Origin of the sequence: Pseudomonas batumici (assembly GCF_000820515.1) — a bacterium.
In the GTDB taxonomy this organism is placed as follows: Bacteria; Pseudomonadota; Gammaproteobacteria; order Pseudomonadales; family Pseudomonadaceae; genus Aquipseudomonas; species Aquipseudomonas batumici.
Genome location: NZ_JXDG01000068.1, coordinates 89,502 through 108,344 on the forward strand (window position 1 = coordinate 89,502; position 18,843 = coordinate 108,344).

Here is an 18,843-nt window from a genome sequence, read left to right on the forward strand (position 1 = left end):
GAGCAGCAATTGGGCAGCAGAGCCGAACACAGCCCCCTGTAGGAGCCGGCTTGCCGGCGATGGCGTCCTCGAGGACAACACAAGGCCTACTGGCCTCATCGCCGGCAAGCCGGCTCCTACAGGGTTGCGTGGCGCCGCCAGGCAAGCGCCCTGCCCATCAGCTTAGCAGCCATCCGCCTCGTTTCAGCCGAGGAACAGCTGATACGCCGGGTTATCGCTTTCATCCCAATACGGGTAGCCGATTTCCGCGAGGGCGGCCGGTACCTGGTGACGCTCTTCCTCCGGCACCTGCAGGCCCGCGACCACCCGGCCATCCGCGGCGCCATGGTTGCGGTAATGGAACATCGAGATATTCCAGCGCCCGCCCAGCTTGTTGAGGAAGTTGAACAACGCCCCCGGACGCTCCGGAAACTCGAAGCGCAGCACCATCTCGTCGCTGACACGGGCCGCGTGGCCACCGACCATATGGCGGATATGCAACTTGGCCAATTCGTTGTCGGTCAGGTCGAGCACCGGGAAACCCTGGCGGGTCAGGCTGTCGATCAGGACACTGCGCGGGTCGCTGTCGGGATGGGTCTGAACGCCGACGAAAATATGCGCTTCATGACCGGTGTGATAGCGGTAGTTGAACTCGGTGATCTGACGCTTGCCGATGGCCTCGCAGAACGCCTTGAAACTGCCCGGCTGCTCCGGAATGGTCACGGCGATGATCGCTTCGCGCCCTTCGCCCAGTTCGGCGCGCTCGGCCACATGGCGCAGGCGGTCGAAGTTGACGTTGGCACCGGAGTCGATGGCCACCAGGGTCTGCCCGCTGATCTTGCGCGATTCGACGTACTTCTTGATCCCCGCCACACCGAGGGCGCCGGCCGGTTCGGTGATCGAGCGGGTATCGTCGTAGATATCCTTGATGGCGGCGCAGATCTCGTCGGTGCTGACGGTGATCACCTCGTCGACATAGTCCTTGCAGATATCGAAGGTGTGCTGGCCGATCTGGGCCACGGCCACGCCGTCGGCGAACAGGCCCACGGAAGGCAATACCACCCGCTCACCGGCGGCCATGGCCTGCTGCAGGCAGTTGGAATCATCCGGCTCGACACCGATCACCTTGATGTCCGGCCGCAGGTACTTCACATAGGCCGCGATACCGGCAATCAACCCGCCACCGCCGACCGGAACGAAGATCGCATCCAGCGGGGCCGGATGCTGACGCAGAATCTCCATCGCCACGGTGCCCTGCCCGGCAATGGTGTGCGGATCATCGTAGGGGTGGATGTAGACGTAGCCTTTTTCCTCGACCAGCTTCAGCGAATACGCCAGGGCTTCGGGGAAAGTGTCACCGTGCAGCACCACTTTGCCGCCCCGGGAGCGTACGCCTTCGACCTTGATTTCAGGGGTGGTCTTGGGCATCACGATGGTGGCCTTGACCCCCAGCACCTTGGCCGCCAGGGCCAGGCCCTGGGCATGGTTGCCCGCCGACGCCGTGACCACGCCACGCGCGCGCTCGGCGTCGCTGAGCTGGTTCAGCTTGTTGTAGGCACCGCGAATCTTGAAGGAGAACACCGGCTGCAAGTCTTCACGCTTGAGCCAGACCTGGTTGCCCAGCCGCTCGGAGAGCTGGCGAGCGGTCTGCAACGGGGTTTCCACGGCAACGTCGTAGACGCGCGAGTTGAGGATCTTCTTGACGTACTGTTCAAGCATCGGAAGGCATCGCTGGCGGGTGTGGACAGGGACCGACGAGTCTAACCCAGCGCTTGCGGCAACGACCACAGGGTGCCTGAGGTTTTGTTGCCCGTGCCAGCGGTTTGCCACGGGGCGCCGCCTGCGGCCAAACGGGCAATGACCTTCCCGGCCCTGGCGCTTATAATGCCGGCCTTCCGTACATCCCCTGCCCGCTTCCGGAGCCCGCATGACCCAGGATCAACTCAAACAGGCCGTGGCCCAAGCCGCTGTCGACTTCATCCTTCCCAAGCTCGATGACAAAAGCATCATCGGCGTGGGCACCGGCTCCACCGCCAACTGCTTCATCGATGCCCTGGCCCAACACAAGGGCGCCTTCGACGGCGCGGTCGCCAGCTCCGAAGCCACCGCCGCGCGCCTCAAGGGCCACGGGATCCCGGTCTATGAGCTGAACACCGTCAGCGACCTGGAGTTCTACATCGACGGCGCCGACGAAAGCGACGCACAGCTGAACCTGATCAAGGGCGGCGGCGCGGCCCTGACCCGCGAGAAGATCGTCGCGGCCGTGGCCAAGACCTTTATCTGCATCGCCGACGGCAGCAAGCTGGTCCCGGTGCTCGGCGCCTTCCCGCTGCCGGTGGAAGTGATCCCGATGGCCCGCAGCCATGTGGCGCGGCAGCTGGTGAAACTGGGGGGCGATCCGGTGTACCGCGAAGGCGTGTTGACCGATAACGGCAACATCATTCTGGATGTGCACAACCTGCAGATCACCCACCCGGTGGAGCTGGAAAGCCAGATCAATGCGATTGTCGGCGTGGTCACCAACGGCCTGTTCGCGGCGCGTCCGGCGGACCTGCTGCTGCTGGGCACCAGCGAAGGCGTGAAAACCCTGAAGGCCTGATGCAAACGCCGCCTCCCCCTATCGGGGGAGGCGGTCTTGATTAACGGACGCTGCTGTCGAAGCTGCTGGCGCCCGGCAATTCCAGCACCAACTCATCCCCTGCATTCAACGGACCGACACCCACCGGCGTGCCAGTCAGGATCACATCGCCGGCCTGCAATGAGAAGCATGCCGCCATGTACTGGATCATCGGCACGATAGGGTTGAGCATGTCGCTGCTGATGCCATCCTGGCGAACCTGGCCGTTGATGGTCAGGCGAATGCCGATCCGGGTCAGGTCCGGGAAGGTGCTGCCCACCACGAACGGCGCCAGCACGCAGGCACCGTCGAACGACTTGGCGACTTCCCAGGGCAAGCCCTTGCTCTTCAACTCCGACTGCTTGTCACGCAAGGTCAGGTCCAGGGCCGGGGCAAAACCGGAAATGGCATCCAGCACCTCTTCGACACTGGGCTTGGTGGACAACGGCTTGCCGATCAACACGGCAATCTCGGCCTCGTAATGCACCGAACCCCGGTCCGCCGGGATGCTGAAACCACCCTCGACCGGCACCACGCAACTGCCCGGCTTGATGAACAGCAACGGCTCGGTCGGCACCGGATTGTTCAGCTCATGGGCGTGCTCGGCGTAATTGCGCCCGATGCACACCACCTTGCCGATAGGAAAGTGAATGCGGGTACCGTCGACATACTGGTGCTGATAGCTCATTACCGACTCCTGGTCGTTGTCATCAGTGACTTCAGGTTCAAACCGCGAAGATCTTGCCCGGGTTCATGATCCCGTTCGGATCGAACACCGCCTTGATCGCCTTCATGTATTCAATTTCCGCCGGGGAACGGCTGTAGGTCAGGTAATCGCGCTTGGTCATGCCCACGCCGTGCTCGGCGGAGATCGAACCGTTGTACTTCTCGACGGTTTCGAACACCCGCTTGTTGACGGTGGCGCATTTGGCGAAGAACTCGTCCTTGCTCAGGTTTTCCGGCTTGAGGATGTTCAGGTGCAGGTTGCCATCACCGATGTGGCCGTACCAGACGACTTCGAAGTCCGGGTAGTATTCACCGACGATCGCGTCAATTTCCCTAAGGAAAGCCGGCACTTTCGACACGGTGACCGAGATGTCGTTCTTGTACGGCGTCCAGTGGGAAATGGTTTCGGAGATGTACTCGCGCAGCTTCCAGAGGTTCTGCAACTGGGTCTCGCTCTGGCTCATCACGCCGTCCAGCACCCAGCCCTGCTCGACACAGTGCTCGAAGGTTTCCAGGGCGAGGTTGGCCACATCGATAGTGGTCGCCTCGAATTCCAGCAACACGTAGAACGGGCAGTCGGTTTCGAACGGCGCCGGCACGTCGCCACGGCCGAGGACCTTGGCCAGGGCCTTGTCGGAGAAAAATTCGAAGGCGGTCAGGTCCAGCTTGCCCTGGAACGCATGCAGCACCGGCATGATCGAGTCGAAATCCGCGGTGCCGAGGACCATGCAGGTCAAGTTCTTCGGCGCCCGGTCCAGGCGCATGGTGGCCTCGACCACAAAGCCCAGGGTGCCCTCGGCGCCGATGAACAGCTGCCGCAGGTCGTAACCGGTGGCGTTCTTGATCAGGTCCTTGTTCAGTTCCAGCACATCGCCCTTGCCGGTCACCACCTTCATGCCAGCCACCCAGTTACGGGTCATGCCGTAGCGAATCACCTTGATCCCGCCGGCATTGGTGCCGATATTGCCGCCAATCTGGCTGGAACCGGCCGACGCGAAGTCCACCGGGTAGTACAGGCCCTTTTCTTCGGCCAGGTTCTGCAACTGCTCGGTGACCACGCCCGGCTGGCAGACCGCGGTACGGTCGGTGAGGTTGATGTCCAGCACCTGGTTCATGTAGTCGAAGGAGACCACCACTTCACCGTTGGCCGCGACAGCCGCGGCGGACAGCCCGGTACGACCGCCCGAGGGCACCAGCGCGACCTTGTGCTGGTTGGCCCAGCGCACGATGGCCTGGACCTGCTCGGTGGTTTTCGGGAACACGATGGCCGTCGGCGCGGGCGCGAAATGCTTGGTCCAATCCTTCCCGTAAGCGTTCAGGGAGTCGGCATCGGTCAAGACCTTGCCGGGCTCGACCAAGGTCTTCAGCTCATCAATCAGGGCAGACTGAGTCATCGGCAGAACTCTCAAACAATTCATGGTCATCCTGCGGACACTTCATGTCGCAGAATGAGTGTTTGCGGGTCGCATATGCTAGCATACGCCCCCCGCAGAAGCGTGCTATCAGGCCGATCTGCGGTGCCGGCGATCACGCCGCGCGGTCAGCTCAAGCTGTCCATTTCCCTGCCATTTTTCTCCGGGACACAGGTTTACGCAGATGAGCAAGACTTCTCTCGATAAGAGCAAGATCAAGTTCCTTCTTCTCGAAGGCGTCCACCAATCCGCAGTCGACGTCCTCAAGGCCGCCGGGTACGTCAACATCGAGTACCACACCAAATCCCTGCCGGACGCCGAACTGAAGGAAAAGATCGCCGATGCCCACTTCATCGGCATTCGCTCGCGCACCCAACTGACCGAGGAAATCTTCGATCACGCGAAGAAACTCGTCGCCGTGGGCTGTTTCTGTATCGGCACCAACCAGGTCGACCTCGACGCGGCTCGCCAGCGCGGCATCGCCGTGTTCAACGCCCCGTACTCCAACACCCGCTCCGTTGCCGAGCTGGTGCTGGCCGAGGCGATCCTGTTGCTGCGCGGTATTCCCGAGAAGAACGCTTCCTGCCATCGCGGTGGCTGGATCAAGAGCGCGGCCAATTCCTTTGAAATCCGCGGCAAGAAGCTGGGGATCATCGGTTACGGCTCGATCGGTACGCAGTTGTCGGTCCTGGCCGAAGGCCTGGGCATGCAGGTGTTCTTCTACGACACCCTGACCAAGCTGCCGCTGGGCAACGCCACCCAGGTTGCGAACCTGACCGACCTGCTGGGCATGTCCGATATCGTCACCCTGCACGTTCCGGAAACCGCTGAGACCCAGTGGATGATCGGCGAGAAGGAAATCCGCGCGATCAAGCCAGGCGGCATCCTGATCAACGCCGCACGCGGCACCGTGGTCGAGTTGGACGCCCTGGCGAGCGCGATCAAGGACCAGCACCTGATCGGCGCGGCCATCGACGTCTTCCCGGTGGAGCCACGCTCCAACGACGACGTCTTCGAAAGCCCGCTGCGTGGCCTGGACAACGTGATCCTGACCCCGCACATCGGTGGCTCGACAGCCGAAGCCCAGGCCAACATCGGCCTGGAAGTGGCGGAAAAACTGGTCAAGTACAGCGACAACGGTACTTCGGTATCGTCGGTGAACTTCCCCGAAGTGGCCCTGCCGGCTCACCCTGGCAAGCATCGCCTGCTGCACATCCACGCCAACATCCCGGGTGTGATGAGCGAAATCAACAAGGTCTTCGCGGAAAACGGCATTAACATCTCCGGTCAGTTCCTGCAGACCAACGAGAAAGTCGGTTACGTGGTGATCGACGTCGACGCCGAGTACTCGGACCTGGCGCAAGAGAAGCTGCAACACATCAAGGGCACCATCCGGTCCCGCGTATTGTTCTAAGCTTCAAGCGCCGGACGAAAAAAGGGAGGCCTGCGAGGGCCTCCCTTTTTTGTTTGTGCAAACTTACTTCACATTGATGGTGATGACTTTCGAAGCGACGGTCGGATCGAACTGCATGTGCCCCTTGTCACCCGCCACCAGTTGCAAGGTGTGCTTGCCTGGGGACAAGGTCAGCTGGGTTTCGGTCTGGGCCTTGCCGTAGTGGATCACGGTGTCGCTCGCCGGGATCGGCAGGGTCGGATCCGGCAGGGCTTTCTGGTCGACCAGCAGGTGATGGTGACCGGAGTTCGGCGCAGGGTCGCCGGCCGGCTTGAGGTCCATGCCCTTCATGCCGAACTTGACCGTGAAGGTCTTGTCGACCGTGGCGCCGTTTTTCGGCGAAACGATAAACACCTTGGCGTCTTTCGGCGCCGCAGGACGTGGGAGGCCATCCGCGGCGAGCGCCAGCATCGAAGAACCCAGCAAAACAGTAGCCAACGCGACACGAGATACTAAGGTTTTCATTAACTTCTCCAGTTTTCCGCAATTTCAGTACGGTGATGACAACTTCGTAGTGATTTGTTGTCCAAGGCACTCAACAACATAGCAAAGCGTGCCGAAACGGCGCGGTACATATTTGTATTTCATTTCGGGAGCGACCATGCGCGTTTTGCCTGGCCTATTACTTCTACTGCCCCTTGCCAGCCCTTTCGTCCAGGCTGAACTGATTGATGACGTCAACGACCGGGGCGAATTGCGCATTGCCCTGGAAGGGGACATGCGCCCCTTCGGCTTCACCGAGTCCGGTCGTCTGACCGGCTTCGAGGTCGAACTGGGCGAACAACTGGCCCGGGAACTGGACGTTCAAGCCTCGTTCGTCCCCACCGACGCCGCCGATCTGCTGCAAGGCGTCGAGAGTGGCAAATACGATGTCGCCCTCAACCACATGGCTATGACCGCGGAACTGCGCAAACGTTATGACTTCAGCGAACCTTATGGTTACGCCAGTGCGCAATGGCTCGCGCACAAGGAAGCGCCGCCGACACAGATCCCGTTCGCCATGCAGGAAAACTCGCTGGCGGTCACACAGGACGCGTCCGGGGCACCAACCGTGACCCTGGCGATTCCGTTCCAGAAAGGTAATCCGGCGTTCCAGGCCAGTCTCGACAAGGCGCTGCAGCGCTTGAAGGCGGACGGACGCCTCGCGGCGCTCTCGCAGAAATGGTTCGGGATGGATGCCACCCAGCCGCCGCAGCAGTGAGCCGACAGGGGGGGGCAGGTGTTCTAGGGTTTTGCGCGATGCTCCAGGTTCCGCAGGGCGACCACCGCTTCAGCCAGTTCCAACTCACTGAACACCTGCACCCCGGCCTGTTTCAACAACGCCGCCGTCACCCCTTCGCCGCGAACCTTCACCCCGCTGAAGCTCCCGTCGTAGGTCAGCCGGTTGCCACAGGACGGGCTGTTGGCCTTGAGCACCGCGAGACGAATGCCATGCTGCTGCACCAACGCCAGCGCCTGGCGCGCGCCAGAGAGAAAGGCCTCGCTGACGTCCTCGCCCTCGGTGGTAATGACTCGGGCCAGCCCCTCCAGCACCTGCGCGCCCTGCCCGCCGGGAATTTCCGCTGCCGCACGGGGCGTCGGCAAGCCGCCGGCCACTTCCGGGCACAAAGGCACCACCCGCCCCTCAGCCTGCCAACGGGACAGTTGCTCATAAGGCCCGCTGGCCCCGCCGTCATAACGGACGAGATGCCCCAGCAGGCAGCGACTGACCAGAATCTTCTGCTTCATGGAAACGGCCCATTGCCGCGCCGACGAAACCAGCCGGTCAAGGACAGGCGCTCGCGGGTCGCCGGCAACACTTCATGGGGTACATCGCCCGAGAGGAACACCACCAGGCAACCGCCGGTCGGAACCACGTCATGTTCCACGCCGTCGTCCAGATACATCCGTAGCTGGCCGCCATGCTCCGGCAACCAGGCGTCGTTCAGATAGATCACCGCCGAGACCATTCGTCGGTCATCGTCGTGAAAGCGATCCAGATGCGTTTTGTAGAAGGCCCCTGGCGGGTAGAGCGCGAAATGGCTTTCGAAATCCTCGAGCCCCAGGAACAACCCACGGTTGAGGGCCTCGCGCAGGCTGTCCATCAGCCCCAGGTATTCATCGCAGGCCTCGGCCTGGCCCGGTTCCAGCCACTGGATATGGTCGCCGCGAATCCCCTCGCGCACTTCCTGGGCCGGCCCGCGCCCCACCCCGGCAGGCGCCAGCTCGCCTTCGGCGGCGCGTCGGCGGCACTCGGCGGCCAGGGCCACGGTCAGCACCTGCGGCAGGAAGATGTTCTGCTGCGACCAGCCGCGCTCGGCCAGGTCGTCGACGATACGTAACAGCAGCGGATGATCAGAGGGTATGTGCATGCCGCGCATAGTATCCAGATGCCCGAAAATCCGACAGAGCCGCCTGAACGACTTACAGGAATTCTCGACAAGTACGGCGCTCGCCGGGACAATAGCCGGCTGTAGACAGGAGTCCCTATGCGCCGTTTGCTTTTTTCGCTGTTGTTGTTCTGCACCTTGCCCGCCTGGGCAGACAGCCACGACCAGTTGTACCGGGTCGCCGGTTGGCCGGAACAGCGCGCGCATTTCAACGATGCCCTGAGCGCTGCCCAGCAGAAGTATCGCAACAGCCTGCCGCCGGCGGTCTATGACGCGCTGGTGAGCAACAGCAACCAGCGTTTCGCGCCCCAGGCCATGGACCAGCGGGCGGAGGCCCAGTTGCGCCAGCACCTCGACAACCCGAAACCGGCACTGACGTTCTTCCAGTCGCCGCTGGGGCGCAAGATCGTCTCCGCCGAACTGCTCGCCACCCGCCGCGACCAATTGGCCAAGAACGCCCAGGGTCTGCCGCATATCGAAGCCAGTGCCACCCGGCGCCTGCTGATCAACCACCTGGGCCGGGCCCTGCCGGCGCGCGAGGCCGGGGCCGAAGTCACCCTGGCCATCGCCGGCGTGGCCGCCGACAGCCTGAGCTCGATGCTCCCCGGGCTGCTGGGCAGCGGCGCGACACAAGGCATGCTGAACGGCCAGCGCGAGCGCTTGATGCAACAGATCGGCAAAGACCTGGATAACACCTTGCTCTACGTCTACCGCGGCCTGTCCGACCCGGAGCTGGAAGAGTTCACCACCTTTGCCGAATCGCCGGAGGGCAAGGCCTACTATCAGGCCGCGCTGGCAGCGATCCGCGCGGGGCTGGCGGTGGGCCAGAACCTGGCGCCGGCGCCGCAGCCCGGGAGCTGAGCAACAAACCTCCTCGCCAGTACCTATGCGGTCTGTGCCTGCCCCTCAAGGGACCACGCCGCAACCCACTCCCGCACATCGGCGTAGGGATACGCCTCCAACGCAGAAAAACCCGGCAACGCCCTCGCCTTCAACTTCGTAAACAACGGTACGCTGATACCGCAGAGGAAGCGCGTCAGGCACTCCGCACTCGGTGAATGCCCGTTGTGCTCCTGGTGCCTGTGGATAAAGCCACTGCACAGCCCCGGGAAGTCCCGCTGCTCGAGCGCAGGCAAGGCCGGCGGCTCCGGCAGGCACGCCACCTGCCCGTGACACACCGAACAATGCCCGCAGCGCTCGGGCGCCTGCTCATCGCCGAAATAGCGGGCCAGCCGATGGCCCAGGCATTGCTCGCTCGCAAACAGCGCCAGCATCGCGTGAATCCGCGCAATCTCGCTGACCTCATGCTGGGCGAAACAGGCATACAGCTCCAGGCTCAGGGCATGGGGATCGAAGTCGCTGACCAACAGGCTGTAGACCTCGGTCATCTGCTTGCTTTCCAGCTCGATCCAACGCCGCTCCTGGAAAAAGTCCAGGGCCTTCACCACCCGGCCGCGCTCGGCCCGATGCTGCTGATACAGCGCGTCGAAATTCACCGTGGCCCAGGTCCGGGCGCGGCTGGAGGTCTGGATGATCGCCGAGACAAAGTCGCGCCGCTCGCCCTCGAACTTCGCCAGCAACACCTCGGGCTCCACCAGGAACTTGAACCGGTATTCGGCAAAGTACGCATAACGCGGCGCGATCAAGCCACGCAACTCCAACTGGACCAGGAGTGTCTTGAGCGGCAACTGGCGAATATTGCTCTGATCCGCCAAGGGGCCGAGCAGGAACTCCCACTGTCCGTCCGGGAGCGCGCCCTTGAGTTCATCCAGCACGCGCCGAATCCCCTCCAGCTCCGGCGTATCGCCGTAGACGAAGTTCTCCAGCACGTTGAGACTGTCGCGATTGGCCAGCACCAGGCAATCGGAAGGCTGGCCGTCGCGTCCGGCGCGACCGATTTCCTGGCTGTAGTTCTCGATGGACTTGGGCAGGTCGAAATGCACCACGTTGCGGATATCGGCCTTGTCGATGCCCATGCCGAAAGCGATGGTGGCGACGATGCAGTTCAACTGCCCGGCCATGAACTGCTTCTGGATCGCCTCGCGCTGCTCATTGGGCAAGCCGGCGTGATAGGCCGTGGCCGGGATCGCGTTGCGGCTCAGGTGCTGGGCGATCTGCTCGGCGGTCTTCTGCAGGGTCACGTAGACGATGCTCGGCTGTCCGACACGCCCGCCCAGCCACTCCACCAGCCGGCGCTGCTTATCCTGGCTGCCGACGGGTTCCACCAACAGGTTCAGGTTCGGACGATAGAAACCGGTGGTGACCACATCGCCCGGCGCGATGGCGAACTTGGCCTGCATGTCGGCGATCACCTTCGGCGTGGCGGTGGCGGTCAACAGCAAGGCCTGGGGAATGCGGAACTGGCGCTGATACTCCGGCAGCTTCAGGTAATCGGGACGGAAATTGTGGCCCCATTCGGAGATACAGTGCGCCTCGTCCACCACCAGCAGGGAAATCCGCACCTGCTGGAGAAAGTTGCGGAAGCGCTCGTTCTTCAGGCGCTCCACGGAAATCATCAGGATCTTCAGCTCACCGGCGCGGGCACGGGCCATCACCGCATTGACCTCGTCGCGGCTCTGGGCCGAATCGATGCTTGCCGCCGCGATGCCGTGGCGCTGCAGAAAGGCCAGCTGGTCCTGCATCAGCGCCAGCAGTGGTGACACCACCAGCGTCAGGTGCGGCAGCAGCAGCGCCGGCAGTTGATAACACAGGGACTTGCCGGACCCGGTGGGAAAGATCGCCGCCGCCGAACGCCCGGCCAATACCGCGCCGATCGCGGCTTCCTGGCCGTCGCGAAACTGTGGATAACCAAAAACCCGCTGGAGGGTGTCGTGCATAAGCTGTCACTCCGTTGACCGCTGTGGATAAACAAACCCTAGGCGGTCGGGCGAGAAAAGGTCCGAGGCAAGCATTACAAACTGCTACGGCACGCCAGACTAGCGCAAAGCAGGCCGCGGTTGCGCGATGGCGACCAATACCCGGATACAAATCCCCAGGTGCGCCACGGTGGAAATGTCGATTACATCGAAGCGACTTGGGTGACTGACATTCAGTACCCGATCACCCCGCCCTTGAAACGGACAGTTCAAGGGTTGTCGTTTGCACAGGAGCTTCACATGGACGCTGTACTTCATCGCCTCTTATCGCTGCCTCGCGGCCTGCTGCTGACCCCACTCCTGCTGGGGGGCTGCCTGTACGACCTGGACTTCAGCCAACTCAGCCAGCCGGGCAAGACCGGGATCGAACCGCTCTCCAGCGTCTTCGAAACCCCGGAATACAACGCTCAACGCGCGCTGGCCGTGGTCAAGGCGTCGGCACTTTATGCACAGGGTGGCACCGGCAAAGGCATCAACGTGGCCGTCATCGACTCGGGCCTCAATACCGACCTGCCCGAATTCAAGGATCGCCTCACCACGCCCGGCCACGACTATGTGCGTAATGTGCCCGAACTGATCGACCCCCACGGCCATGGCACCCAGATGGCCGGTATTATCGCCGCCAACCGCGACGGCGAAGGCATGCACGGCATCGCCTTTGACGCCAAACTGATTGCCATGCGCATCGGCGACGACAACGAGCCGTTCTTTTTCGACGACCAGATCGCCCGCGCCTGGCGAGACAGCTTCGCGGCCGGGGCCCGAATCCTGAGTAACTCCTGGGCCAATGACATTCCCGCCACCGAAATCACTGAAGCGCGTTACAAACAAGTGATGGGCGACTCCTTGCCAGTCGCTCGCCAGTTGGTGGCCGACGGTACCGTGTTTATTTTTCCCACCGGCAATGAGCTACGCCGCGAACCCCTGGCCGAACCTGGCCTGCCCATGGCGTTGCCGGAGCTGGAAAAAGGCTGGATCGCAGTGGTCGCGCTGAAGAATGACGGTACGGCCATCAACCGGAAATCCAACTACTGCGGCGTGGCCGAACGCTGGTGCATCGCGGTCCCGGGCGGAGATGGCGGCCTCGGCAAAGGTCTGCTCACCACCAGTGCCAAGGGCGGCTACAAGGAAACCGCCGGCACCTCGCCCGCCGTGGCGCTGGTCAGTGGTGCGCTCGCCGCCCTGCACAGCCGCTTTCCCGAACTCACCCCTCAGCAACTGCGCGATGTATTGCTCGATAGCGCCAACAACAGCGGGCTTTTTGCCAAGGGCGAGGCTTATGGGCGCGGCCTGATGGATCTGGAGGCCGCGGCGCGACTGGCCACCGAACGCGCGAGAAAACAGACCGCCGGCTGACTTCAAGTTCAAGTCCCGCACGCCGATACAAGCCCTACGGAGTCGACCGCAGGGCTTGCAGACTTTGACCGTACAACCCGGCTTTTCGGGAAAATGGCATTTCTGTGAACCCGTCGTTACTGGCGCACAGCCGTTTCACGGTTTGATCTCCGCCCCCAAAGCCCGTGAGAACGCGCCACTATTGGCAGCTCACCAAGGAAGGTAGCGGCGACATGCACCACCCCGAGCAAGAAGATGACGATGGCGTCATCCGTTTCAAGCGCCTGCACCCCGAACATTTCGACGTAGTGCTGGGATCGCATCCGACGAAACAGAAAGTGCCGCGCCCTGTACAACCGAGGTCCTACGGCCTGTGGATACTGGTACTGATACTGGTGGGCATGCTCGGTTACATGACAGTCAACCGTAACAACAGCCACCCAATTCCCATCGCACCACCGCCGGCGGCCGAGCCGGTGCCGATAGAAGCAACCGTGCAGCCCGAAGCGCCGGTAGAGCACGTGGAGCCGGTGCAACCGCCTGCCGCACCCAGCGCCAAGATCGCGCCTACTCCGCAGCAGGTGGTTGTCGTGGTGCAGACCCAGGCCCCGGCGGCTGTACCCGCTCCCACTCCGAAGGCCCAGGGCCTGGTGTCGGCCAGCTACCTGGCCGGCTACCACGCCGAATTGAATGCGCCTGAAGCCCGGCAGACGCGCCCGTTCGAAATCGCCACGGTCAGCATTCGCGAATGGGACGGGCGCGACCGTTATCAGGCGAAATGGCGGATCTTCAACAACGTCATCGACAACGCCAGCGTCTGCAGCAACTTCCTGGCCAGCAGCACCGAGCACCGCGAATGCCGCAAATCGGCGGAGGTGTTTTTCAAGGAGCAATGCGGCGAATGGGGCAAGCGCTGGGACCGCGATCAGGATGAGAAAAGCAAAGGAATGCGGGAGCGCTATTGCACGGCGACGAAGACGTATAGTGCGGCGGGGTAAATAGCACGCCGTCGCTGCCAACTCAGCGATAGGGTTTGGTCACCCTACAAACAATTTCACGCACTGCGGGCATCTCAGCCATTGCCGCGTATTGCTATGGCGGCTGTGTGCGGGACGCCCCACCAGAACACCAGCGACACGGACTCACTCCTGTAGCCGCTTTTTGGTTATCGACGGCATGACCGCCAGACAATAAAAAACCGCCCCTAAGGGCGGTTTTCTTGAAGCGGATAACCAGACCTGATTACAACTTCGGCCCAGCTGCCTTGATCGCGTCGCTCACGTCGAACTTCTTGAAGTTCTCGATGAACAGACCCGCCAGCGCTTTCGCCGCTTCGTCGTAGGCAGCCTTGTCAGCCCAGGTGTTGCGTGGGTTCAACAGGCCAGTCTCGACGCCCGGTACGGCCAATGGCACGTCCAGGTTGATGGTGTCCAGGTGCTCGGTCTCAGCGCCAACTAACGCGCCGCTCTGGATCGCTGCAATCACGCCACGGGTGGTCGGGATGTTGAAGCGCTTGCCTACGCCGTAGCCGCCGCCGGTCCAGCCGGTGTTGACCAGGTAGACCTTCGAGCCGAAACCACGGATACGCTTGATCAGCAGTTCAGCGTATTCGCCAGCCGGACGCGGGAAGAATGGCGCGCCGAAGCAGGTGGAGAAGGTCGACTTGATGCCGGAACCCGAACCCATTTCGGTCGAGCCCACCAGTGCGGTGTAGCCGGACAGGAAGTGGTAAGCGGCCTGTTCTTCGCTGAGGATCGACACTGGTGGCAGTACGCCGGTCAGGTCGCAGGTCAGGAAGATCACGGCGTTTGGCTCGCCACCGAGGTTTTTCGGTGCGCGTTTTTCGATCAGTTCGCGCGGGTAGGCCGCACGGCTGTTCTGGGTCAGGCTGCTGTCGGCGTAGTCGGCCTTTTTGTTGGCGTCGAGCACGACGTTTTCCAGCACGGCGCCGTGCTGGATGGCTTTCCAGATCACCGGCTCGTTCTTCTCGGACAGGTCGATGCACTTGGCATAGCAACCGCCTTCGATGTTGAACACCACGCCTTCGCCCCAACCGTGCTCGTCGTCGCCGATCAGGTAGCGGCTTTCGTCGGCGGACAGGGTGGTCTTGCCAGTGCCCGACAGGCCGAAGAACAGGGTCACGTCACCGGCTTCGCCCATGTTGGCGGCACAGTGCATCGGCAGCACGTCAGCCGCAGGCAGCAGGAAGTTCTGTACCGAGAACATGGCCTTCTTCATTTCACCGGCGTAACGCATGCCGGCGAGCAGGACTTTCTTGGCCGCGAAGTTGATGATCACGGTGCCGTCGGAGTTGGTGCCGTCACGCTCTGGCACGCACTCGAACTCCGGCACGTTGAGGACCTGCCACTCGTCCTTGCCACCGGCGTTGTACTGGCCGGCTTCCGGGTTGATGAACAGGCAACGGCCGAACAGGTTGTGCCAGGCAGTACCGGTGGTCATCTTGACCGGCAGGTAGTGCGCCGGGTCGGAACCGACATGCACGTGGGAAACAAAACGCTCGCGCTCGCCGACGAAGGCTTCGACGCGGTTCCACAGGGCATCGAACTTGTCGGCCGGGAACTTGCGGTTGATCGGGCCCCAGGCAATGGCGGCCTGGGTGGAAGGCTCTTCGACGATGAAACGGTCGACCGGCGAACGACCGGTACGGTGACCGGTGCGAACGACCAGCGCGCCGGTGTCGGCGAGTTCGCCTTCACCACGAGCCAGGGCTTCTTTTACCAGATCGTCGACACTCAGATCGGTGTACACGGCATTGATTGCTTGCGTCATGAGATTCCCCGTCGGCCACTGGCCGAGTGCTCCAAACGTTTTGTAGTAGAAAGTCGTGCACTACTACCGCGAAAAAAGTGGGCCGGATTATGCCAGAAAAGCCCAAAAAGAGTAGGGTCCTCCTGTCAGAACGCCCGTTTTCTGTCATTTGACAGGAGATTTACCTGCGCTGAACCGTTTTAGTGACGAGTATCTGACGGGGTGTCGACGCCGGCGCCCGCGAACAATTGCGCAATATCGGCGGCGTCGAACAGGTAACGCTGGTTGCAGAACTGGCAATCGACCTCGATGTTGCCACCGTGCTCGACCGCCAGCTGCTGGGCATCTTCCTGCCCCAGGCTGACCAAGGCATTGCCCGAACGCTCCCGCGAACAGCTGCAGTGGAAACGCAGCGGCTGGAGGTCGAACAGGCGCACGGCCTCTTCGTGGTAGAGACGGTGCAGGACGGTTTCGTTGTCCAGGCCCAGCAGTTCGTCGGCGGTCAGGGTGCTGCCCAAGGCCGTCAGGTGCTGCCAGCTGGCGTCGCGCTCGTCCTGGTCGCGCAGGCGGTCGGCAGGCAGTTGCTGCAGCAGCATGCCACGGGCACGACGGCCGTCGGCATGGAGCCAGAAGCGTGTGCCGACCTGCTGGGACATGACGAAGTAGTTGGTGAAACAGTCCGACAGGGTTTCGCCATCGAGATCGACGATGCCCTGGTAGCGCTGGCCCTGGGTCGGATCGACGGTCAGGGCGAGGACACCGTTGGGCATCAGGTCGGCCAGGGTCGCGTCGGCGCCGATCTGCTCCGCGTCGTAGCGGGCCAGGCCACGGATTTCGCGCTCGCTGGAGCATTCGATCATCAACAGCGGCACCGGGCCTTCGGAACGCGCCTGGAGAATCAGCAGGCCGTCGAATTTCAGGGTACCAACCAACAACGACGCGGCGGCCATCAGTTCGCCGAGCAGTTGCGCGACAGGCTCAGGGTAAGTGTGCTTGGCCAGCACTTCGGCGTAGCTGTGCTCCAGCGACACCAGTTCGCCGCGGGTGTCGCTGTCATCGAAGATGAAGCGCTGGGTGTAGTCGGTGTCCGGTAGATCTGACATAGGTATCGATTCTGAAAGTAGGAATAGGGGTGTTCGGCCCAGGAAAGATGAGCATTTTATGAACAAACGGGATCTGTACCAAGCAACATGGGGGCGAATGTCGGCCAGTCAAGGACATAAGATCCTTTAAACCGTGCGCGGCCAGTGAGGGCAGCGGTGAATCCCGCATCGCAATCGCCAGCAAGCCGGCTCCTACACGCCACTGTCACGGAACTTGAACAAATCTCGTCGCTGTTTCTTGCTCGGCTTGCCATCGGTGGTCAGGCCCAGAGCACCGGCCTTGCGTTGCGCCGCGGCGGCCTCGCGCCTGGCCAAGCTTTCCTCGGTTTCAGCATAGAGCGTCTGCGCTTCGGGAGCGCCGCGGCGGACCAGTGACAGCGCCTGCACCACCACCGTCCGTTCGTCGAAACCGGTGCGAATCTGTATTTCGTCGCCCACCCGCGGCTCCTTGCCCGGCTTGCAGCGCTCGCCGCGACAATGCACCTTGCCGCTTTCAATCGCCGCCTTGGCCAGGGCACGGGTTTTATAGAAGCGCGCCGCCCACAACCATTTGTCCAGCCGAACCTTGTCGTCCTCTTCCGCCTTTTGCGCCACTGCCCTTCCTCAAACTGAAATATTGTCGAACTGTACTACCGTTGCCGTCGAAGCTGAACGGCCCTGGTCAGTCTAGAATGCCAGCTGATCCAAGGGGTAATTTCACGACCTGAAACAGGTCGCAGAGATAACTGTCGCCATTTACCCGATATTCTGCGTGAATACCGCGATTACGGCTGCCGGGCAGCCAGAGCGCCTTTCTCATCGGTTGAGCATTTTGAAGACATTTGACCATTTGACTGTAGTGGGTCTGCGCGAGTGGGTGGCGCTTCCGGATCTGGGAGTCGCCGGCCTGCGGGCAAAGATCGACACCGGCGCCAGCACCTCCAGCCTGCACGCCACCGATATCGAGCCGTTCGAGCGCGACGGGAAGCCGTGGGTACGTTTTACCGCCCATCTGGGCAGCGTGGTGCAACTGCGTCACCGGCGCTGCGAAGCGCCGCTGCTGACGATGAAGACCATCAAGAGCTCCAACGGCCAGGCCCAGGTGCGTTACGTGATCGCCACCACCCTGGCCCTGGGCGACCGGGTCTGGCCGGTGCAATTCACCCTCGCCTGCCGCAAGGCCATGCGCTATCGCCTGTTGCTCGGTTCCAAAGCCCTGATCGATGGCCAACTGGTGGTCAATCCAGAGCACAAATACGTTCAAGACAAACCGGTTTTCCCGGTCACTACTACCTCTGCCACAGGTGTTGCATGAAGATCGCTGTGCTGTCGCGTAACCCGCGTCTGTATTCCACTCGTCGCCTGGTAGAGGCCGGCGTCGCCCGCGGCCATGAGATGGTGGTGGTCGACACCTTGCGCGCCTATATGAACATCGCCAGCCACAAGCCGCAGATCCACTATCGCGGCAAACCCCTGGAGGGTTTCGATGCGGTGATCCCGCGGATCGGCGCGTCGGTGACCTTTTATGGCTGCGCGGTACTGCGCCAGTTCGAAATGATGGGGGTGTTTCCCCTCAACGAGTCGGTGGCCATCGCCCGTTCACGGGACAAGCTGCGCTCGCTGCAATTGCTGTCGCGGCGCGGGATCGGCTTGCCGGTGACCGGTTTTGCCCACTCGCCGGACGATATCCCCGACCTGATCGCGATGGTCAACGGCGCGCCGCTGGTGATCAAGGTGCTCGAAGGCACCCAGGGCATCGGCGTGGTGCTGTGCGAAACGGCGACGGCGGCGGAGTCGGTGATCGAGGCGTTCATGGGCCTGAAGCAGGACATCATGGTCCAGGAATACATCAAGGAAGCCGGTGGCGCCGATATCCGCTGCTTCGTGGTGGGCGACAAGGTGATCGCGGCGATGAAGCGCCAGGCCAAGCCCGGGGAGTTCCGCTCCAACCTGCATCGCGGCGGCAGCGCCAGCCTGATCAAGATCACCCCGGAAGAACGCATGACCGCCATTCGCGCCGCCAAGGTGATGGGCCTGAGCGTGGCCGGGGTGGATATCCTGCGCTCCAATCACGGGCCGCTGGTGATGGAGGTGAACTCCTCGCCGGGCCTGGAAGGGATCGAGGTGACCACCGGCAAGGATGTGGCCGGGATCATCATCGAGCACATCGAGAAGAATGGCGGCCCGAACATGACCCGGACCAAGGGCAAAGGCTGAGGCTGAGC

At 62.4% G+C, this 18,843-nt stretch carries 18 protein-coding genes; 8 read left to right on the forward strand and 10 right to left on the reverse strand.

The features are described from left to right. Positions 1-183: 183 nt before the first annotated feature. Positions 184-1,698, reverse strand: a complete 1,515-nt coding sequence (ilvA, locus tag UCMB321_RS26015; RefSeq protein WP_040071557.1) for a threonine ammonia-lyase, biosynthetic — start codon at positions 1,696-1,698, stop codon at positions 184-186. Between the two features lie 208 nt (positions 1,699-1,906). Here ilvA and rpiA point away from each other — a divergent pair, with 208 nt between their 5' ends. Beyond that, positions 1,907-2,578 (forward strand): ribose-5-phosphate isomerase RpiA, encoded by a 672-nt coding sequence (gene rpiA / locus UCMB321_RS26020; RefSeq protein ID WP_040071558.1) that lies wholly within the window; start codon positions 1,907-1,909, stop codon positions 2,576-2,578. A 40-nt stretch (positions 2,579-2,618) separates the two neighbouring features. Here rpiA and UCMB321_RS26025 read toward each other — a convergent pair whose 3' ends face one another. Together UCMB321_RS26025 and UCMB321_RS26030 are read right to left on the reverse strand one after the other, a co-directional pair. Further along, the gene (locus tag UCMB321_RS26025) at positions 2,619-3,284 is read right to left on the reverse strand and encodes a fumarylacetoacetate hydrolase family protein (RefSeq protein ID WP_040071559.1); all 666 of its coding nucleotides are present in this window, start codon (positions 3,282-3,284) and stop codon (positions 2,619-2,621) included. 37 nt (positions 3,285-3,321) lie between these two features. Further along, positions 3,322-4,716, reverse strand: coding sequence for an FAD-binding oxidoreductase (locus tag UCMB321_RS26030; RefSeq protein ID WP_040071560.1), 1,395 nt, complete (start codon positions 4,714-4,716; stop codon positions 3,322-3,324). A gap of 202 nt (positions 4,717-4,918) precedes the next feature. Between UCMB321_RS26030 and serA the strand changes: the two genes are divergently transcribed. Next, positions 4,919-6,148, forward strand: coding sequence for a phosphoglycerate dehydrogenase (gene serA, locus UCMB321_RS26035; RefSeq protein WP_040071561.1), 1,230 nt, complete (start codon positions 4,919-4,921; stop codon positions 6,146-6,148). A 63-nt stretch (positions 6,149-6,211) separates the two neighbouring features. Here the strand turns inward: serA and UCMB321_RS26040 are convergent, their stop codons facing one another. Beyond that, positions 6,212-6,652 carry a DUF4399 domain-containing protein gene (locus UCMB321_RS26040; RefSeq protein WP_040071562.1) on the reverse strand — a complete coding sequence of 147 codons (441 nt, stop codon included), beginning with the start codon at positions 6,650-6,652 and terminating at the stop codon, positions 6,212-6,214. 136 nt (positions 6,653-6,788) lie between these two features. Here UCMB321_RS26040 and UCMB321_RS26045 point away from each other — a divergent pair, with 136 nt between their 5' ends. Then, positions 6,789-7,388: a transporter substrate-binding domain-containing protein gene (locus UCMB321_RS26045; protein WP_040071563.1), complete on the forward strand. Its 600-nt coding sequence runs from the start codon at positions 6,789-6,791 to the stop codon at positions 7,386-7,388. Positions 7,389-7,411: 23 nt separating this feature from the next. Here the strand turns inward: UCMB321_RS26045 and UCMB321_RS26050 are convergent, their stop codons facing one another. Together UCMB321_RS26050 and UCMB321_RS26055 are read right to left on the reverse strand one after the other, a co-directional pair. Then, a complete protein-coding gene (locus UCMB321_RS26050) occupies positions 7,412-7,915 on the reverse strand; it encodes a 2-thiouracil desulfurase family protein (protein WP_040071564.1) in 504 nt (167 codons plus the stop codon). Continuing rightward, on the reverse strand, positions 7,912-8,547 hold the full coding sequence (locus UCMB321_RS26055) for a 2OG-Fe(II) oxygenase (RefSeq protein WP_040071565.1): 636 nt from the start codon (positions 8,545-8,547) through the stop codon (positions 7,912-7,914). The genes UCMB321_RS26050 and UCMB321_RS26055 overlap by 4 nt, the downstream gene beginning before the upstream one ends. Before the next feature lie 108 nt (positions 8,548-8,655). On the opposite strand from UCMB321_RS26055, the gene UCMB321_RS26060 reads away from it, so the two are divergent. Then, positions 8,656-9,417, forward strand: coding sequence for a DUF2059 domain-containing protein (locus tag UCMB321_RS26060; protein WP_040071566.1), 762 nt, complete (start codon positions 8,656-8,658; stop codon positions 9,415-9,417). A 23-nt stretch (positions 9,418-9,440) separates the two neighbouring features. Here UCMB321_RS26060 and UCMB321_RS26065 read toward each other — a convergent pair whose 3' ends face one another. Next, complete coding sequence (locus UCMB321_RS26065) at positions 9,441-11,393, reverse strand: RecQ family ATP-dependent DNA helicase (protein WP_040071568.1); 1,953 nt, start codon at positions 11,391-11,393, stop codon at positions 9,441-9,443. Positions 11,394-11,672: 279 nt separating this feature from the next. Here UCMB321_RS26065 and UCMB321_RS26070 point away from each other — a divergent pair, with 279 nt between their 5' ends. After that, positions 11,673-12,788, forward strand: a complete 1,116-nt coding sequence (locus tag UCMB321_RS26070) for a S8 family peptidase (RefSeq protein WP_040071569.1) — start codon at positions 11,673-11,675, stop codon at positions 12,786-12,788. 212 nt (positions 12,789-13,000) lie between these two features. Continuing rightward, on the forward strand, positions 13,001-13,765 hold the full coding sequence (locus tag UCMB321_RS26075; RefSeq protein ID WP_040071570.1) for a hypothetical protein: 765 nt from the start codon (positions 13,001-13,003) through the stop codon (positions 13,763-13,765). Positions 13,766-14,009: 244 nt separating this feature from the next. Here the strand turns inward: UCMB321_RS26075 and UCMB321_RS26080 are convergent, their stop codons facing one another. The 3 genes from UCMB321_RS26080 to UCMB321_RS26090 form a co-directional block, all read right to left on the reverse strand. Beyond that, the gene (locus tag UCMB321_RS26080) at positions 14,010-15,557 is read right to left on the reverse strand and encodes a phosphoenolpyruvate carboxykinase (RefSeq protein ID WP_040071571.1); all 1,548 of its coding nucleotides are present in this window, start codon (positions 15,555-15,557) and stop codon (positions 14,010-14,012) included. A 179-nt stretch (positions 15,558-15,736) separates the two neighbouring features. Further along, a complete protein-coding gene (hslO, locus tag UCMB321_RS26085) occupies positions 15,737-16,639 on the reverse strand; it encodes an Hsp33 family molecular chaperone HslO (protein WP_040071572.1) in 903 nt (300 codons plus the stop codon). 192 nt (positions 16,640-16,831) lie between these two features. Beyond that, entirely contained in the window at positions 16,832-17,233 is a 402-nt protein-coding gene (locus UCMB321_RS26090) for an RNA-binding S4 domain-containing protein (protein ID WP_040071573.1), read from the reverse strand. A 217-nt stretch (positions 17,234-17,450) separates the two neighbouring features. On the opposite strand from UCMB321_RS26090, the gene rimB reads away from it, so the two are divergent. Continuing rightward, entirely contained in the window at positions 17,451-17,933 is a 483-nt protein-coding gene (gene rimB, locus UCMB321_RS26095) for a retropepsin-like aspartic endopeptidase RimB (protein ID WP_040071747.1), read from the forward strand. After that, a complete protein-coding gene (gene rimK, locus UCMB321_RS26100) occupies positions 17,930-18,835 on the forward strand; it encodes a 30S ribosomal protein S6--L-glutamate ligase (protein WP_040071574.1) in 906 nt (301 codons plus the stop codon). Before rimB ends, rimK begins: the two co-directional genes overlap by 4 nt. Positions 18,836-18,843 lie beyond the last annotated feature (8 nt).

Excerpts from the sequence above, each read along its gene's own strand:
- UCMB321_RS26065 (WP_040071568.1), bottom strand. The coding sequence starts at position 11,393 with ATGCACGACACCCTCCAGCGGGTTTTTGGTTATCCACAGTTTCGCGAC.
- UCMB321_RS26060 (WP_040071566.1), top strand. The coding sequence starts at position 8,656 with ATGCGCCGTTTGCTTTTTTCGCTGTTGTTGTTCTGCACCTTGCCCGCC.
- UCMB321_RS26055 (WP_040071565.1), bottom strand. The coding sequence starts at position 8,547 with ATGCGCGGCATGCACATACCCTCTGATCATCCGCTGCTGTTACGTATC.
- rimK (WP_040071574.1), top strand. The coding sequence starts at position 17,930 with ATGAAGATCGCTGTGCTGTCGCGTAACCCGCGTCTGTATTCCACTCGT.
- hslO (WP_040071572.1), bottom strand. The coding sequence starts at position 16,639 with ATGTCAGATCTACCGGACACCGACTACACCCAGCGCTTCATCTTCGAT.
- UCMB321_RS26025 (WP_040071559.1), bottom strand. The coding sequence starts at position 3,284 with ATGAGCTATCAGCACCAGTATGTCGACGGTACCCGCATTCACTTTCCT.
- serA (WP_040071561.1), top strand. The coding sequence starts at position 4,919 with ATGAGCAAGACTTCTCTCGATAAGAGCAAGATCAAGTTCCTTCTTCTC.
- rpiA (WP_040071558.1), top strand. The coding sequence starts at position 1,907 with ATGACCCAGGATCAACTCAAACAGGCCGTGGCCCAAGCCGCTGTCGAC.
- UCMB321_RS26030 (WP_040071560.1), bottom strand. The coding sequence starts at position 4,716 with ATGACTCAGTCTGCCCTGATTGATGAGCTGAAGACCTTGGTCGAGCCC.
- UCMB321_RS26050 (WP_040071564.1), bottom strand. The coding sequence starts at position 7,915 with ATGAAGCAGAAGATTCTGGTCAGTCGCTGCCTGCTGGGGCATCTCGTC.
- ilvA (WP_040071557.1), bottom strand. The coding sequence starts at position 1,698 with ATGCTTGAACAGTACGTCAAGAAGATCCTCAACTCGCGCGTCTACGAC.
- UCMB321_RS26080 (WP_040071571.1), bottom strand. The coding sequence starts at position 15,557 with ATGACGCAAGCAATCAATGCCGTGTACACCGATCTGAGTGTCGACGAT.
- UCMB321_RS26045 (WP_040071563.1), top strand. The coding sequence starts at position 6,789 with ATGCGCGTTTTGCCTGGCCTATTACTTCTACTGCCCCTTGCCAGCCCT.
- UCMB321_RS26075 (WP_040071570.1), top strand. The coding sequence starts at position 13,001 with ATGCACCACCCCGAGCAAGAAGATGACGATGGCGTCATCCGTTTCAAG.
- UCMB321_RS26070 (WP_040071569.1), top strand. The coding sequence starts at position 11,673 with ATGGACGCTGTACTTCATCGCCTCTTATCGCTGCCTCGCGGCCTGCTG.
- UCMB321_RS26040 (WP_040071562.1), bottom strand. The coding sequence starts at position 6,652 with ATGAAAACCTTAGTATCTCGTGTCGCGTTGGCTACTGTTTTGCTGGGT.